The sequence below is a fragment of the Arthrobacter sp. 05T45 genome (assembly GCF_056395875.1).
The window spans coordinates 138,309-152,006 of the sequence record NZ_JBFTKI010000002.1; the positions used below are offsets into that span (position 1 = coordinate 138,309).

Below are 13,698 nucleotides of genomic sequence, written 5' to 3' on the forward strand. Positions count from 1 at the left end.
GGCCGCGGAGATCCGCAGGTCCCCCTAATTCTCCGAATTCTCGAGGATCTCGAGGTCCTCTTCGTCGTCGACATCGTCTTCGTCGCCGTCTTCGTCGCCGTCGATCACTTCGAGCGGCGTCACTTCCCCATACGCCTCATACAGGGCGTCGTCGTAGACTTCAAAGGCATCGGCAACGGCGAAGAACGCCGCCTCGACCGCGGGATCCCCGTCACTTCTGCGGGCGGAGGCCGCCGCCAGGTGTTCTTCCAGTGCAGAGGTCAGGGACTGAAGCGCGACACGCGGATCGATGCTCATGACTTCACGTTAGTCGGAAAAAGACGAAAATGGAGAGCAATGAAAGAACATTTTCTGAGCAGCTCGGTCCGGCGGGAACGGGACTATGTCAAGCAGTACGAGTACCTCGTTCTGACGGTCGGTCCTGAGGATTCGCTCCCCGAGGCCCGCCGCCGGCTCGTGGAGCATTCCGAGTACGGCAAATGGGAACTGGAACGCAGCCGCCTCTACGTGGGCGGCGGGCGGCGTTTCTGGCTGCGCCGGAAAGTCATCCAGGTCCAGCGCACCGTCTAGGCCGCACACGGATCCCGGCCGCGCATCGGCCGGTATCGGCAGCCACGAACGCCACGGGGAGTCCTGGGCCCTCTAGGGTGTCTCCAGCGGGCCCAGCCAGGCGTTCGCCACGGTATTGTGCGCCGACTCGTCATCTGATGGGTGGAACATGCCGGCGAGCACGTCCCGGTACAGCCGCTCCAGCTCGGAGCCGCGGAAGTAGCTGGAGCCGCCGGATACCCGGATGGCGAGGTCCACCACGGTGCGCGCCGTCTCCGTGGCCCGGACCTTGAGCCCCACGAGCCGGGGGAACCATTGGCTGCCGTGGTCCGCGAGGGCGTCGACGTCGGCCGCCACGGAGGACAGCTGCGGGTAGAGCGCATCCATGGCCATTGCCGCCTCCGCCACCTTCCAGCGGATGTCCGGGTCCTGGGCGTAGCTGCGGCCGCCGTTCTTGAACGATGTCCGGCGCTGCACCGCTTCCACCCCGAGCGTGAGGGCCCGTTCGCCGATTCCGGTGTACACCGCGGCGAGGAGGGTCTCGAAGCAGGCGAAGATCGCGAAGATCAGGGGGTCGGCGTTCGGGCCCACCGGCAGTTTCCGGAAAATCCGTTCGGCCGGGACGACGGCGCCCTCCAGGAGGGTCGTGTTGGACTGGCTGGCGCGCATGCCGAGCGTGTCCCAGTCGGGCAAAATTTCGTAGCCGGGGGTTTCCCGGGTGATGAACCCGTGGACCAGTTCCCCGGCGCCGTCCGCGGCATTGGCGTCCTTCCCGAAGATGCCCAGCCGGGTCCACGCCGGTGACAGGCTGGTGAAGATCTTGCGGCCCGTGAAGCTGTAGCCGCCGCCAGGCAGCGGGACGGCCTCCGTGCGGGAATCGAACAGCACGGAGTCGTTGCCTGCCTCCGAATTGCCGAAGGCGAAGACCTCACCCTGTGCCGCTTCCTGGAGGATGAAATCCAGCGAGGAGTCACCGCGGGCGGCAAGGACGTGGGCGACGCCGGTCCACACCAGGTGCATGTTGACGGCCAGCGCCGTGGCCGGCGCCGCGGTCGCCAGCCGGCGTTGCAGCTGCGCCGCTTCCGCAAGCCCGAGTCCGAGTCCGCCGTCGATCACCGGGACGAAAATTTTCAGGTAGCCGGCCGCCGTGAGATCCGCGAGGTCCTCGTGGAAGAAGGCGTTATCGCGGTCGTAGCCGGCGGCGCGGCCGCGGATCCGTTCCAGCAGCGGCCCGCTCAGGATGTCCTCGGGCGTCATGGCAGGCAGTGTCCGCTCAGTAGTTGGTGAGCAGGGTGTCCAGCACCCGTGCGCCGAATTTCAGGGAATCCGCCGGGACCCGCTCATCGACGCCGTGGAACATGCCGGTGAAGTCGAGCTCGTCCGGCAGCATCAACGGGGCGAAGCCGTAGCCGGTGATGCCGAGCCGGCTCAGGGACTTGTTGTCGGTCCCGCCGGAGAGCGTGTACGGCAGCACCTTGGCGCCCGGATCCTCGGAATGCAGGGCATCGATCATCGAATCGACGAGGTTGCCGGCGAACGGCACCTCCAGCGAGACGTCGTTGTGCACGTAGCTGATGTCCACTCCGGTGCCGGCGAGTTCGCGCACGATTTCCAGCACCTGCTGTTCCTGCCCGGGCAGGGTCCGGCAGTCGATGAGGGCCTCGGCCGATTCCGGAATGACGTTGTGCTTGTAGCCGCCTTTGAGCAGGGTGGGGTTGGTGGTGTTCTGCAGTGTGGCGCCGACAAAGCGGGCCACCGTGCCGAGTTCCTTGAGGATCTTCTCCGGATCGTCGGGATCGAATTCGACCCCGGTGAGTTCGGTAACGCCGTCGAGGAACTGCCGCGTGGTCGGCGTGAGCTCGATCGGCCAGTTATAGGCACCAATCCGGGATACCGCGCCGGCAAGCCTGGTCACGGCGTTGTCGGTGTTGATCTGGGAGCCGTGGCCCGCGCGGCCGTGGGCCACCAGGCGGAGCCAGGAGAGGCCCTTTTCCGCCGTCTGGAGCAGATAGGTGCGCTGGCCGCCGATGGTGGCGGAGAAGCCGCCGACTTCGGAGATCGCCTCCGTGGCGCCCTCAAAGAGTTCGGGCCGCTTCTCGACGGCGTAGCGGGCGCCGTAGGTGCCGCCGGCTTCCTCGTCGGCGAAGAACGCGAAGATGAGGTCGCGCTTGGGTTTGCGTCCCGTGCGGGCGAAGTTGCGCAGCACGGACAGGATCATGGCGTCCATGTCCTTCATGTCCACGGCGCCGCGTCCCCAGATCAGGCCGTCCTTCAGTTCGGCGCCGAAGGGGTCAACCGACCACTGTTCGCGCAGGGCCGGGACGACGTCCAGGTGGCCGTGGACCACCAGTGCGCTGGCGGAGGGGTCCTCCCCCGCCAGCCGGGTGACCACGCTGGCGCGGCCGGGGGCTGCTTCGAAGATTTCGGCGTCCAGCCCGACTTCGGCCATGAGCCCGGCGGTGTATTCGGCGGCCGCGCGTTCACCGGGGCCGGAGCCGTCGCCGTAGTTGGACGTGTCGATCCGGATCAGCTCCTGGCAGATCCTGACGACCTCATCCTCTGGCCTGGTTTCGGTCCGGGTGTCAGTCATAGCGGCTCCTCGTGGCGGGTGGCTCAATTGCTTGCTTCAGCCTACCCACACCACCCCCGCGGACCCCGATTATTTGTTTCCGGAAAAGTCGTGCTAGAGTCTTTCTCGCTGCTTCCGAGAAAAGCAAAACGCTGAAAGGCGAAACGAACTCGGAATTACCACCTGCGCGGGTGGCGGAATGGCAGACGCGCTAGCTTGAGGTGCTAGTCCTCGAAAGGGGGTGGGGGTTCAAGTCCCCCTCCGCGCACAAGGGAAAACCCCTGGAATCCACGGATTCCAGGGGTTTTTTTCTGCTTCCCCGCCGACGGGCCGCGGCTTCGCCCCCGCTGCCGCTGAATACCAATACCTGCTGCCCCGGCCCGGAGCCCACCGGACGTGCCCGCCGGAGGATGGCCGCGCAGCGTTCTCGCCCCGTGGCCGCCGGCGTAGAGTCTGCGCAAGAGACTTGCAAGCGGATCGAGGGATGACAAATGACAGTTAGAGGCTGGAACCCGCTGGTGCTTTTGCCCGTCGCGTTCATCGTCGTCTTCGTGGTTTGGGCAGCTCGACGGGCCCGAGGCCGGAAGTCCAAGGATTAACGACCCGCTGGGCCGCTGTGTGCTTGCCGGTACAAGGGTGTTGAGCCGGCGCGGCCGGGCCAACCAAAAGACCGCATCCCTGCCGGCCCCCCAAAAGCTCCTGCAGGAATGCGGCCGTCGTGGCGTCAGCCGGAGCGTGGCTCCCCTGACGGGCAACCCTTAGGCTGCGTGCCTCCACTATGGAGGCGTTACCGGAGGCGTGGCCCGGTACCCCCCGATGCAGAAATAGACATGTCCAATTCTGTTTTCAGAGGGTAATGCAAAATTATTGGACATGTCCAATCGGATGATATTGTCTTCTGGATCCACCCTTCGACCGCAGCAAAGGAGCCCTGTCATGAATGACGCATCAGTCGATTCCGGGCCGGGCGCGGCACTCGCAAGGAAGCTGAACCTTCTCCTTGATTCCTCGGAAGCCGCCGGGAAGAAGATCACCTTCAACGACGTCAGCGCCGCCATGAAGACGGCCGGCACCCCGATCTCCCGCGCCCGCTGGCACTACATGCGCACCGGGTCCGGGCCCGAGGTGAAGAAGACCGAGCTCCTGCAGAACCTCGCAAAGTTTTTCGGCGTGAACCGCGACTACCTGCTGCACGACCAGGACGAACTGCCCCGGAAAGTCGAAGCCCAGCTGGACCTCCTGGCCAGCATGCGGGCCAACAAGGTCCGCAATTTCGCTGCCCGGCAACTCGGCGGCCTGTCACCCGAGACGCTCCTTCAGATCCGGGACCTCATCGACGAGCAGCTGGCGGAGACGAACGTCACTTCTTCCGACACGCCGGGTGCCGGAAAGGCCTCTGAACAGGGCTGATACGCTCCTCCTTGGAGTCGGAGGGACTCCGGCCCCCTATCGGACCATCCCAAGGATCAGCGCCATGGACTACAGCGTCGCCCGAGCGCGGGCCCGGACTGCGGAAGAAGGCCTGCGGCTGCAGGAGCCGGTCTCCATGCGTTCCATCCAGAGCCGCCTGGAGACCGCGAGCGGGCGTCCAATTGTCATCAGGCCGATCGACAACACCCCCACCGACAAGGTCTGTGGCCTGTGGTTCGGCCTGGACGGCCTGGACCTCATCCTCCACGCCAAGTCGGCGTCAGAGGTGCACCGCCAGCAGATCGTCCTGCACGAGTTCGCCCACATGATCCTCCGCCACGAGCAGGAAGTCCTCTCGCACGACTACGCCCAGGTCTTCTTCCCGGACCTCGACCCGGAGCGCGTCGTCTCGGCCCTGAAACGCACCGACTTCGCCGACGAGCTCGAGGTAACGGCCGAACTCCTTGCCGACCGGCTTGCCTCCCGCATCCGCCGCTCCTACCAGCAGCCGGACGCGGAGCCGGGCAACTTCGGGGCGGTCTTCGGATGATGCAGTTCCTCATGGCCGCGGCACTGTTCCTGTTGGCCGGGGCCCGCATTCCCGCCCTGCTTCGCAGCCGGAGCGACCTGGTGTTCTCCTGTGCCGTGTACGGAGGCGTGGGCTCTTTGCTCATGTCCCCGATTGTCTACGTCCCCGTCGATACGGCCCTCGGCGGCATGAACCTGGTCAAACTGGTCCTGAACTCCCTGATGATTATCTCGCTTTGGTATCTGCGCCTCGCCGCATACGCCGCCATCGCCCCGGAAGCCGGCGGCCGCCGGACCTGGTGGACACGGACACTGCCTTTGACGCTCACGCTGAGCCTGCAGACCGCGTTCTTCCTCCTCACAGGACCCACCGTCACGACCACCGCCTGGGGCATCTACGAGGACCGTTTCCCGGCTCTCCTGTTCTCACTGATGCTCACCCTCTTCATCTGTTCGATGAGCGCGGAAATTGCCGTGATCTGCTTCCGCTACGTCCCGCGGATGAGCCGCCCGTTCCGCGTCGGTTTCTCCATGCTGGGCGCCGGCTGCATCATGGGCTTCCTGGTGATGGCCGAGATGTGTCTGTCCTTGTTGGCCCGGCACCTGACATTCCTGGCCGTACTGGTCAGGCCTGGCTTCCCGTACCATCAGCTGGAACTGGTTGCGACCGTCCTGGCCGGCGCCGGGCTCACGATCCCGGCGGTTGCCGGCAGGGCTGCCCGCAAAAACCTGCACCGCCGGAACACCGAAACCCTCGCACGCGTCGAGGCCATCTGGTCCAAGGCGCTGAAGAGCACGTCGCTTGACCGGACCCTTGAGGCCGACCCCCAGGCACCGGTACAGGACAGGCTGCACCGGATGGTTGTCGAAATCCGGGACGCTGAACTCGCTGCGGGCACTTCGGCGACGTTCCTGACCGCGGAGGAGCGCAGCTACCTGCTCTCCGTTGAAGCAAAGCTCCATAACTCCCCCGCCCCGGCATAGCCTGCGACAGCTACAGAAAGCCGCCATGCAACTCCTCACGCACCCGACCCGCCGAACACGCCCGAGCGGTACGGACATGTACGGGATCTACCGGAACATGGTCCTCTTCGATTTCAAGACTGAAATCCATTCGGGCTTCTTCGTCGCCTATTACCGCAACTTCGCCATCCCCTCCACAGCGAGGACCCTGGCGGCGACCGGAGAGATGAAATCCCGGCCGATGAAGCGCTCCTACGACACCGGCATCGTCCTCCACGAGATCATCGCCAACGGGTTCGAGCACGAACGCAGCCAGGCCATGATCAAACTGCTCCGCCGGGTCCACAACGGGGTGTCCGGCACCCCGGACGACTTCGTCTACGTCCTCATGACCTTGCTTGTCCTGCCGCTGCGCTGGACCGAACGTCACGGCTGGCGCCGGTTGACGGAGTTGGAGAAGCGGGCCGCCACGGATTTCTACGCCGAACTGGGCCGGCAGATGGGGCTTGAGGGCATCCCGGCCACCTTCGCGGAGGCGGAACGGTTCCTGGACGAATACGAGGACCGGAACATGGGCCCGAGCCCCGAGGGCTCGATGCTGTTCAATGCGACCGTCGCGGCCTTCGCCAGCCGTATCCCCGCCCTGCTTCGCCGATTCACCCCGACCATCCTGGCGCTGATGATGGACAAACCCCAGGTCGCTGTTGCCCTGGGCCTGAAACCTGCCCCGGCAGTGCTGCGCGTACCGTTCAACGCGGTGCTGCGGTTCCGCTCCCTCAAGGCCAGGTTGCGTCCCTTGCCGACCGAGCCCATATTTGTGCCGGGAAGGATGAACGTCGTGGCATACCCGGACGGATACACCCTGGACCAGATCGGCCCTTGGGGGAAATCAGCCAACGTCTGAGGCCCGGGCTGCTTACCGCCGTCGACCCTGGGGTGGACCCGACGCACCCGTGACGGGCCTGCGTGCTGACCGAAGACGACGACGCGGACTCCGACTACGCGCGAACAGGCCCGCCGGAACCTGAACTGCTCAAATCCCGGCGGGGCTGTTCGTTGTGGTTAGAGTGCGCTCTGCCTAGCCCACGTGGATGGCGGGCCGGAGTGCCTGGTCGGGCTCGGTCTCGCGGAGGATTTCGCGCACCAGCGGCGCGGTGTCGCCCTCGCCCAGGAACAGGTACCGCATGAGGTGGCCGACGGGGTTGCCCTCGGACCACTCGAAGTAGCACTGGGGCTTCGTGCCGGTCGAGTCGCGCATGGCCAGCAGGACGGCCGCGATCGCGTTCGGCACGGCCGGGGACTCCACCCGCAGGACCCGGTAGCCGTCCACTTCGACGCCTTCGACCCGGAGCGTGTGGCTGAACGCCGAAGGATCGGAGATTTCCACTTCCAGGAAGATGACATCCGCCGGGCCCGGGACGGGGTTCAGCCCGCGCTGTTCGTACTCTTTGTCCGCGTACTCAGCCTTGTCACCGGCTTGGCGCTTGTTGGCGATGACGTTCAGTTGCCCGTCGAAGGCAATCGAATCGGTGATGAACTGCCGGGCTGCCTCGTCGAACTCGATGGTTTCCAGCCGCAGTTCGGTGGTGCGCTGGACCCGGGAGATGAGCGAGACGACGATGATGCCGGCGATGAAGAACGCCGAGATCGCGATGCCGTCGGGCTTTTCGATGACATTGGCGCCCAGCGCGTACAGCAGGACCAGGGTCAGCGCACCGAAGCCGATGGTTCCGGCGCGGCTGTGCCGGCGGATCGCGGAGACGGTCACGGCGACGGCTCCGGATACCATCATGGCCAGGATGCCGGTGGCGTAGGCACCTGCCTGGGCGTTGACGTCGGCGTTGAAGGCGATGGTGATGCCGACGCTCAGCACGGTGTAGACGATGACGACCGGGCGGACGGCCCGGCCCCATTCCGGCGCCATGCCGTAGGCCGGCAGGTACCGGGGCACGATGTTGATGAGTCCGGCCATGGCGGAGGCTCCGGCGAACCAAAGGATCAGGGCGCTGGAAATGTCGTAAACGGTGCCGAACCCGGCGCCGAACAGGTCGTGGGCGAGGAACGCCAGGGCGCGGCCGTTGGCCTGTCCGCCCTCCTCGAACTCCTTGGCCGGGATCATGACCGTGGTGAGGAAGCTGGTGGACATCAGGTAGACGCTCATGATGGCCGCCGCCGTGGTGAGCAGCTTGCGGGTGTTCCTGACCCGGGACGCCATGATCTGCTCGGGGCTGTCGCCGGTGGCCTTGATCAGCGGCATCATCGAGACGCCTGTCTCGAACCCGGACAGGCCCAGGACCAGCAGGGGGAAGGCGATGACGGCGGGCCCGATCAGGTCCATGGGGCCGCCGCCGGCGCTGGCGAGCAGCCGGTCGGTCCAGCCGGCGATCAGGGACGGTTCGGAAAGAACATGGGCGAATCCTGCGGCGACGACCGCGGCGTTCAGGAGCAGGTAGACGGCCACAAGCGGAATGGCGACGCCGACGGCCTCGTTGAAGCCGAGCAGGAACACCCCACCCAGGATCAGCAGCAGGATCACCGTGATGATCACGGCACTGCCTTTCAATCCCGCAGGCACGATCGGGTTTTCGAGCAGGTGCACCGTCGCGTCCGCTCCGGAGAGGGTGATGGTGATGATCCACGAGGTCGCAACGAACCCGAGCAGCAGCAGGACGAAGAACTTGCCGCGCCAGAACGGGAGCAGCTTCTCCAGCATGGCAACCGAGCCCTGCCCGTGCGGGCTCTCCTGCGCGACCCGGCGGTACATGGGGAGCATGCCCAGCAGGGTCAGGGCCACAATGAGCAGGGTGGCCAGCGGCGACAGGGCACCGGCGGCCAGGGCGGCGATACCGGGAAGGTATGACAGGGTGGAGAAATAGTCGACGCCGGTCAGGCACATGACTTTCCACCAGGCGTTGGGCTTGTGATCTTCCTCGGCTTCGGGGCCGGCGGGTGCGACCTGGTTGGCCAGTAGCCAGCGGACCAGGGGCTTGTGGTCCGGGCGGTCGGCCTGCTTCAGGTCAACTTGCGCCGGGACGGCGTGGTCAGAAGTGGTCTGCATCGGATCTTTCTGTTGGTGGCCGGGCGTGTGCCGGGCAGGAGCAAGTCCTGGGAACCGGTCAATTGTAGTGCCGGGTCCCCGTTGCCGCGGTCAGCTTCAGGCAGCGTCCGGAACGGCGGGCCTACCGCGGCTCCGGTCCGGGCAGCTCCGGCCCGGGCAACTCAGGTCCGGGCAGCTCCGGCCCGGGCGGCTCAAGTCCTGGCAGCGGGTCCTTGCCGGTCCATGTCTTCACGACCGTCCACGTGACGGCGGTGATCGGCACGGCCAGCAGCGCGCCGACAATGCCGGCCAGTATGGTGCCCGCCGCCAGGACGAGCAGTATCGCCAGGCCGTGGATGCTGAGGACCCTGCCCATCAGGACCGGCTGCAGGAAGTGGTGTTCGAGCTGGTTCACGCCGATGACCACGGCCACAACAATGAGCGCCTGGACCAGCCCGTTGGAGACCAGCGCGACGACAATGGCGAGGGTGCCTGCGACGGTAGCGCCGACGATCGGGATGAATCCGCCGATGAAGATGAACACTCCCAGCGGCAGGGCCAGCGGCACTCCCATAATGGCGAGGGTGATCCCGACGACGAGACCGTCAACCGCGGCCACCATGGCCGTGCCGCGGACATACCCGCCCAGGACGACGGTACTGCGATCCGCCGCCAGCCGTGCCCTGGCGCGGTGGTCGGCCGGCAGCATGCCAATGAGAAAGGCCCGGATTTCGGGACCGTCCTTGAGGAAGAAGAACAGGGTGACGGCCATCAGCACCGCGCCGGTGAAGATTTCCACCGCCGTGCGGGCACCGGTGAGGGCTTCTGCACTGAACGTGCTCGAGGTGAAGAACTCCCGCACCGAGTCCATGACGGCGGTGATCTGTTGGTCGCTGACAGGGACAGGTCCGTGGTTCAGGAATGAGTGCAGTTGCTCGACCCCCGCAGCGGCCCGGGCCGTGAGCTCGCCCCACTGGTTGGAGACCAGAATGACGATGCCGGCGATGACGCTGCCGAAAACGGCGAGAATGGCCACGAACGAGGCAACCACCGCGAGGGCGCGCGGCCAGCCGTGCCCGGTGAGCCAGCGGACCAGCGGGGAGATCGCTGCGGCCAGGATAACGGCGATGAGGACGGGGATGATGACGAGCGGGATGCGGCTGGCGGCCCAGATGATTGCCCACGCGAGGGCGGACACGGCCAGGACCTGCACGGAGCGGATGCTGGCGCGGCCCAGTCCGTCCGACCAGATGGCCGGCATTGCGTTGCGGGGTTCGATCAAGGGGTTCTCCCGGCGTTCGGACGCGGCGGCTAGGCCCAGCGCAGGGGCTTCGGCCTGGACTGTTGCCACGCATCGTAGAACCGCAAGCGGGCTTCGTTGCCGCGCTGCTGCTCGAGGGCGTGCAGGCGCCCGAAGGTAAATCCGCTGCCGGGGGCATCCGCGGCCTGCCCCGCCAGCACCAGTAGGGATTCCCGGGTGACGACGCTGTCCTGGAAGTCTCCGAGGATCTCCTGGATGCCCTCCGCGGCCCGGGCAACGTTCGTTGCTTGAGTGCCGAAAATGGGGGTAGCCGCCTCTGCGGCATAGCGCAGCCGCTTGGCAGCCTTCCGAACTTCATGCAATGCGGCATCCTGCGGTGTCCCGCCTGTGCCGCCGTCAAGGGACCGGACCGCCGCCTTGAGGCGTTTTCGTTCCGCGGAAACGAGCCGGCCAACCGTCCCCGGCGCATCATTGCCTGCCCCGCTGCTCAGCGGAGGTACCGCAAGGAAGGCATCGAGGGCATCGAGGAGGCGGAAGTAGCGGGCGCTGTCCAGCGCCGCCAGTCCGGCGGCAAGGCCCTGTTGCTGGACAGTGCCGAGGTGCTCCTGGATCTGCTGCGCGACTGGCCCGATCAACAGCTCCGCAGGTTCGGCACTGATCATTTGCGTCAGCCGGGCACGGATGACCTCGGCGTCCCTGGCCTGGCCCACGTTGCCGGCGAGCCACTGGAGCTCGCCCCTAAGGAACCTGGCCGACGTCGTATCTGTGAGCGTTCGAAAGGTTGCCAGTGCCGACCGCAACCGGCGGGCGGCCACCCGGAATTGATGCACGGCATCGGGCGCATTGACCCGGACGCGAGGATCATTCAGCTTCACGGCGCGTATCTGTTGGGATACGTACGAGAGCATGACGTCCGAGGCCGGCCCGCTCGGGCTCGGTTTCGGAACCGTGCCCGGATTCTCCGGATAGTCCGGTCCGAGCGCCCGGGCGAGCTTGGACGGGTGGGTGGCGATGGTGACTCCCTCTGCGGCGCACAGGGCGTCGGCGTCCTGCAGCAGCCGACGGGGGCCGCCGGCGAGTTCCAGTTCCCATTCCCGCCACCGCGACGGTCCCGCGCGGGTTAGCAGGGATTGGGCCTCGACACGGTCGTCACTGAAGTTGGCAAGGACTGCGCCGTCGGCGGCGTACAACCGCGTGACCCTCCGGCTGGTCCGGATGTGTGCAACCGGCATCAGCGCGTGGCAGCGGGTGTGGACGAGCACCAGCTGCCGCAAATTTTCCGGCACGGCATCCTGATCGCCGCCAAGCGGCTCCCGAATCGCCCGGCGCTCCCCCACGGCGACCGGCAGTTTGAGATGCCATCCTGCATCCCGACCGCCTGACCGCCGGCACAGGGTGATCCGTTGCCTGGCCAATGCCAGTGCTTTGGTATCAAAGTAGACGGCGTCCAGCAATTCGTTTACGGGCTGCCCGGCGCGATCTACCCCTGGGATTGATGCCAGTGGCGGGAGGGCGTCGGATTCCGAAGGGCTGTACTTGCGTTCCACCTCGATCGCGTCGGCGGCCATGCTTCATTTTAGGAACTCCCGCACGCGCCGGGCTTGTGCCCAAAGGCCCCTATCGGAGGAGATTGTCACGGGAACCGGGCGCTGGGGACGGGCGGCCGCCCAGTTCAGGGCGGCGGCCCTCCGTAAGGCACACAGACGCGCGGTATGAGGCTGGAAAAATGACTTGCCCGGGCATGCGGCGGCGAGTAACTTTCGGAGCAGTGGGCCGGCGGACCGCTGGCCCCCTGCGAGAGGACCGCCATGCCAACCATAATCGGCCACCACGATGTCAAGGACAAGGATCATTGGCTTGCCTCGCCGAAGCGCGAAGAGGTGTTCGGCCCACTGGGGATCACCAACATTCGTACGTTCGTCAACCCCGAGAACCCGACGCAAGTCGCAGTGATGATGGATGTCCCTGACGTGGATGCCCTCATGGCCGCGATGCAAAATGACGTAATGGGCGAGGCGATGGCCTACGACGGCGTACTGCCCGAGACCCTGGTCTTCCTCGTCGAGGCCAAGCCCTAGCTTCACCCGGGCGGACACCGCCGGCGGTGCAGGCGGATGTGGCGAAGCTCCGGTCAAATAGCGGTTGACCGGAGCTTCGGGTCCATTATGGGCAGTGGTTCCTGTGTATTGGCCGGGAATAGGCTGACCGCTAGTGGTTCAGCAATTCACCCATGAGCGGCGCATTGCGGACATCATCGGTCAGGGGGCTCAGCCCCCACACGTCCTCGATGGTGTGCAGCAAGGAATAGTGCGAGTAGGCGGCATTGGATGTGAAGTGCTTCCGCGCTGCCGGGCCGGCAAAAACCGTAGCCACCCGGTTGTCGTCTTTGCTGCCTTCATCCCACGTGATCACCAGCAGGGAGTTCTGCGTCGTGAAGGCCGGGGATCCCAGGATCCTGGGCACTTCGCGGGCGAGCCAGTCATCTCCGGTACCGATGGAGCAGTCGTGGGTGTCGTTGCACATGTCCGGGCTGATGAAAGAGTAGTCCGGCAGGGTCGACGGCGACTGCAGGTCCTGCCCCAGCCGGTCATACGGAACAACATGGTCCGAGCAGGAGGCCACGTCGTCCGTCACGGCAGGGTAATACATGAACGGATTATGCTTCACCGCATACCGGCGGGAGTCATGCGCGGCGCAGGGCGCGGGCATGCCCTCGGCGTACATTTTCCAGGTCCGTCCGGATTGGGTGATCTCATCGGCGATCGAGCGCACATCGGCGGTGCACGAGTCCGGTTTGCAGTCGCTGGTGATCCCCGCGCTGGTTCCGCTCGTGAGGGCGAGATAGTTGGGCAGGCTCGGGTGGGTGATGGCCCGGTAGTTGGCGGCCACGGAGAATTCCGCCGCAAGCTTGTTGAAGTAGCCCGCTTCGCTGGCGCCCATGATCTGCGAGGCCGCCTTGTTCTCCTGGACGATGACCACAATGTGCGCGATTCCGCCGCTGGCCTGCCCGCCCGGAGCGGGGTGCGGGGCCGGCTGCGCGAAATACGGGGATGGTGGTGGGGTCGCGGCGGGCGTGTCCTGGCCGGGGGACGTGGGCGGCGATTCGGTCCCCGCCGGCCCGGCAGGCAGGGACCCGGCCGGTGGGGACTCGGCAGATGGGGGCTGCGAAGGCGGGCCGGCCTGGAGGGGCTGCACCGACGTGCACCCCGCCAGCAGCATCGCCAGCGCCCATCCGCCGGCCAGGGAGAGTCGGCCGATCCGCGTCATCGGTCCATGCTAGCGGCCGGTATTGGTGCGGCCAATGCTGTTCGCATTCCCGGCCTCAGGCCAGGCTCAGGTCAAGAAGCTGCCCGCGCCCGGTCCACGGTCCGGCTCCCCCGT

13 protein-coding genes and 1 tRNA gene are annotated in these 13,698 nt (G+C 66.2%); 7 read left to right on the top strand and 7 right to left on the bottom strand.

The annotated features are described in order from the left end of the window. Positions 1–24: 24 nt before the first annotated feature. Positions 25–297, bottom strand: coding sequence for a hypothetical protein (locus AC1DGD_RS03305; RefSeq protein ID WP_223916379.1), 273 nt, complete (start codon positions 295–297; stop codon positions 25–27). Between the two features lie 39 nt (positions 298–336). Here AC1DGD_RS03305 and AC1DGD_RS03310 point away from each other — a divergent pair, with 39 nt between their 5' ends. Next, positions 337–570, top strand: coding sequence for a DUF5703 family protein (locus tag AC1DGD_RS03310; protein WP_018772920.1), 234 nt, complete (start codon positions 337–339; stop codon positions 568–570). A gap of 72 nt (positions 571–642) precedes the next feature. Here AC1DGD_RS03310 and AC1DGD_RS03315 read toward each other — a convergent pair whose 3' ends face one another. Together AC1DGD_RS03315 and AC1DGD_RS03320 are read right to left on the bottom strand one after the other, a co-directional pair. Further along, positions 643–1,806 carry an acyl-CoA dehydrogenase family protein gene (locus tag AC1DGD_RS03315; protein WP_476850922.1) on the bottom strand — a complete coding sequence of 388 codons (1,164 nt, stop codon included), beginning with the start codon at positions 1,804–1,806 and terminating at the stop codon, positions 643–645. Between the two features lie 16 nt (positions 1,807–1,822). Then, a complete protein-coding gene (locus AC1DGD_RS03320) occupies positions 1,823–3,139 on the bottom strand; it encodes a M20/M25/M40 family metallo-hydrolase (protein WP_476850923.1) in 1,317 nt (438 codons plus the stop codon). A gap of 164 nt (positions 3,140–3,303) precedes the next feature. Here AC1DGD_RS03320 and AC1DGD_RS03325 point away from each other — a divergent pair. The 5 genes from AC1DGD_RS03325 to AC1DGD_RS03345 all read left to right on the top strand — a co-directional run bounded on the left by AC1DGD_RS03325 (position 3,304) and on the right by AC1DGD_RS03345 (position 6,923). Beyond that, positions 3,304–3,386: transfer RNA gene (locus tag AC1DGD_RS03325), tRNA-Leu, on the top strand. A gap of 668 nt (positions 3,387–4,054) precedes the next feature. Next, the gene (locus AC1DGD_RS03330; RefSeq protein ID WP_476855882.1) at positions 4,055–4,528 is read left to right on the top strand and encodes a hypothetical protein; all 474 of its coding nucleotides are present in this window, start codon (positions 4,055–4,057) and stop codon (positions 4,526–4,528) included. Positions 4,529–4,592: 64 nt separating this feature from the next. Beyond that, positions 4,593–5,078 (top strand): hypothetical protein, encoded by a 486-nt coding sequence (locus AC1DGD_RS03335; RefSeq protein ID WP_476855883.1) that lies wholly within the window; start codon positions 4,593–4,595, stop codon positions 5,076–5,078. Further along, positions 5,075–6,040 (top strand): hypothetical protein, encoded by a 966-nt coding sequence (locus tag AC1DGD_RS03340; RefSeq protein ID WP_476855884.1) that lies wholly within the window; start codon positions 5,075–5,077, stop codon positions 6,038–6,040. Before AC1DGD_RS03335 ends, AC1DGD_RS03340 begins: the two co-directional genes overlap by 4 nt. Positions 6,041–6,065: 25 nt before the next feature. Then, a complete protein-coding gene (locus AC1DGD_RS03345; protein WP_476855885.1) occupies positions 6,066–6,923 on the top strand; it encodes an oxygenase MpaB family protein in 858 nt (285 codons plus the stop codon). Positions 6,924–7,097: 174 nt separating this feature from the next. Here AC1DGD_RS03345 and AC1DGD_RS03350 read toward each other — a convergent pair whose 3' ends face one another. The 3 genes from AC1DGD_RS03350 to AC1DGD_RS03360 form a co-directional block, all read right to left on the bottom strand. Further along, on the bottom strand, positions 7,098–9,077 hold the full coding sequence (locus tag AC1DGD_RS03350) for an APC family permease (RefSeq protein ID WP_476855886.1): 1,980 nt from the start codon (positions 9,075–9,077) through the stop codon (positions 7,098–7,100). 121 nt (positions 9,078–9,198) lie between these two features. After that, on the bottom strand, positions 9,199–10,407 hold the full coding sequence (locus AC1DGD_RS03355) for an AI-2E family transporter (protein WP_476855887.1): 1,209 nt from the start codon (positions 10,405–10,407) through the stop codon (positions 9,199–9,201). Next, positions 10,368–11,885 (bottom strand): CYTH and CHAD domain-containing protein, encoded by a 1,518-nt coding sequence (locus AC1DGD_RS03360; RefSeq protein ID WP_476855888.1) that lies wholly within the window; start codon positions 11,883–11,885, stop codon positions 10,368–10,370. Before AC1DGD_RS03360 ends, AC1DGD_RS03355 begins: the two co-directional genes overlap by 40 nt. Positions 11,886–12,125: 240 nt before the next feature. On the opposite strand from AC1DGD_RS03360, the gene AC1DGD_RS03365 reads away from it, so the two are divergent. After that, entirely contained in the window at positions 12,126–12,395 is a 270-nt protein-coding gene (locus AC1DGD_RS03365; protein ID WP_230011455.1) for a hypothetical protein, read from the top strand. 130 nt (positions 12,396–12,525) lie between these two features. On the opposite strand, the gene AC1DGD_RS03370 is transcribed toward AC1DGD_RS03365, so the two are convergent. Continuing rightward, positions 12,526–13,584, bottom strand: a complete 1,059-nt coding sequence (locus tag AC1DGD_RS03370; RefSeq protein WP_476855889.1) for an alkaline phosphatase family protein — start codon at positions 13,582–13,584, stop codon at positions 12,526–12,528. Between the last annotated feature and the right edge of the window lie 114 nt (positions 13,585–13,698).

Coding starts and splice junctions, on each gene's coding strand:
- AC1DGD_RS03345 (WP_476855885.1), top strand. CDS start 6,066: ATGCAACTCCTCACGCACCCGACCCGCCGAACACGCCCGAGCGGTACG.
- AC1DGD_RS03350 (WP_476855886.1), bottom strand. CDS start 9,077: ATGCAGACCACTTCTGACCACGCCGTCCCGGCGCAAGTTGACCTGAAG.
- AC1DGD_RS03330 (WP_476855882.1), top strand. CDS start 4,055: ATGAATGACGCATCAGTCGATTCCGGGCCGGGCGCGGCACTCGCAAGG.
- AC1DGD_RS03335 (WP_476855883.1), top strand. CDS start 4,593: ATGGACTACAGCGTCGCCCGAGCGCGGGCCCGGACTGCGGAAGAAGGC.
- AC1DGD_RS03365 (WP_230011455.1), top strand. CDS start 12,126: ATGCCAACCATAATCGGCCACCACGATGTCAAGGACAAGGATCATTGG.
- AC1DGD_RS03360 (WP_476855888.1), bottom strand. CDS start 11,885: ATGGCCGCCGACGCGATCGAGGTGGAACGCAAGTACAGCCCTTCGGAA.
- AC1DGD_RS03305 (WP_223916379.1), bottom strand. CDS start 297: ATGAGCATCGATCCGCGTGTCGCGCTTCAGTCCCTGACCTCTGCACTG.
- AC1DGD_RS03370 (WP_476855889.1), bottom strand. CDS start 13,584: ATGACGCGGATCGGCCGACTCTCCCTGGCCGGCGGATGGGCGCTGGCG.
- AC1DGD_RS03315 (WP_476850922.1), bottom strand. CDS start 1,806: ATGACGCCCGAGGACATCCTGAGCGGGCCGCTGCTGGAACGGATCCGC.
- AC1DGD_RS03310 (WP_018772920.1), top strand. CDS start 337: ATGAAAGAACATTTTCTGAGCAGCTCGGTCCGGCGGGAACGGGACTAT.
- AC1DGD_RS03320 (WP_476850923.1), bottom strand. CDS start 3,139: ATGACTGACACCCGGACCGAAACCAGGCCAGAGGATGAGGTCGTCAGG.
- AC1DGD_RS03340 (WP_476855884.1), top strand. CDS start 5,075: ATGATGCAGTTCCTCATGGCCGCGGCACTGTTCCTGTTGGCCGGGGCC.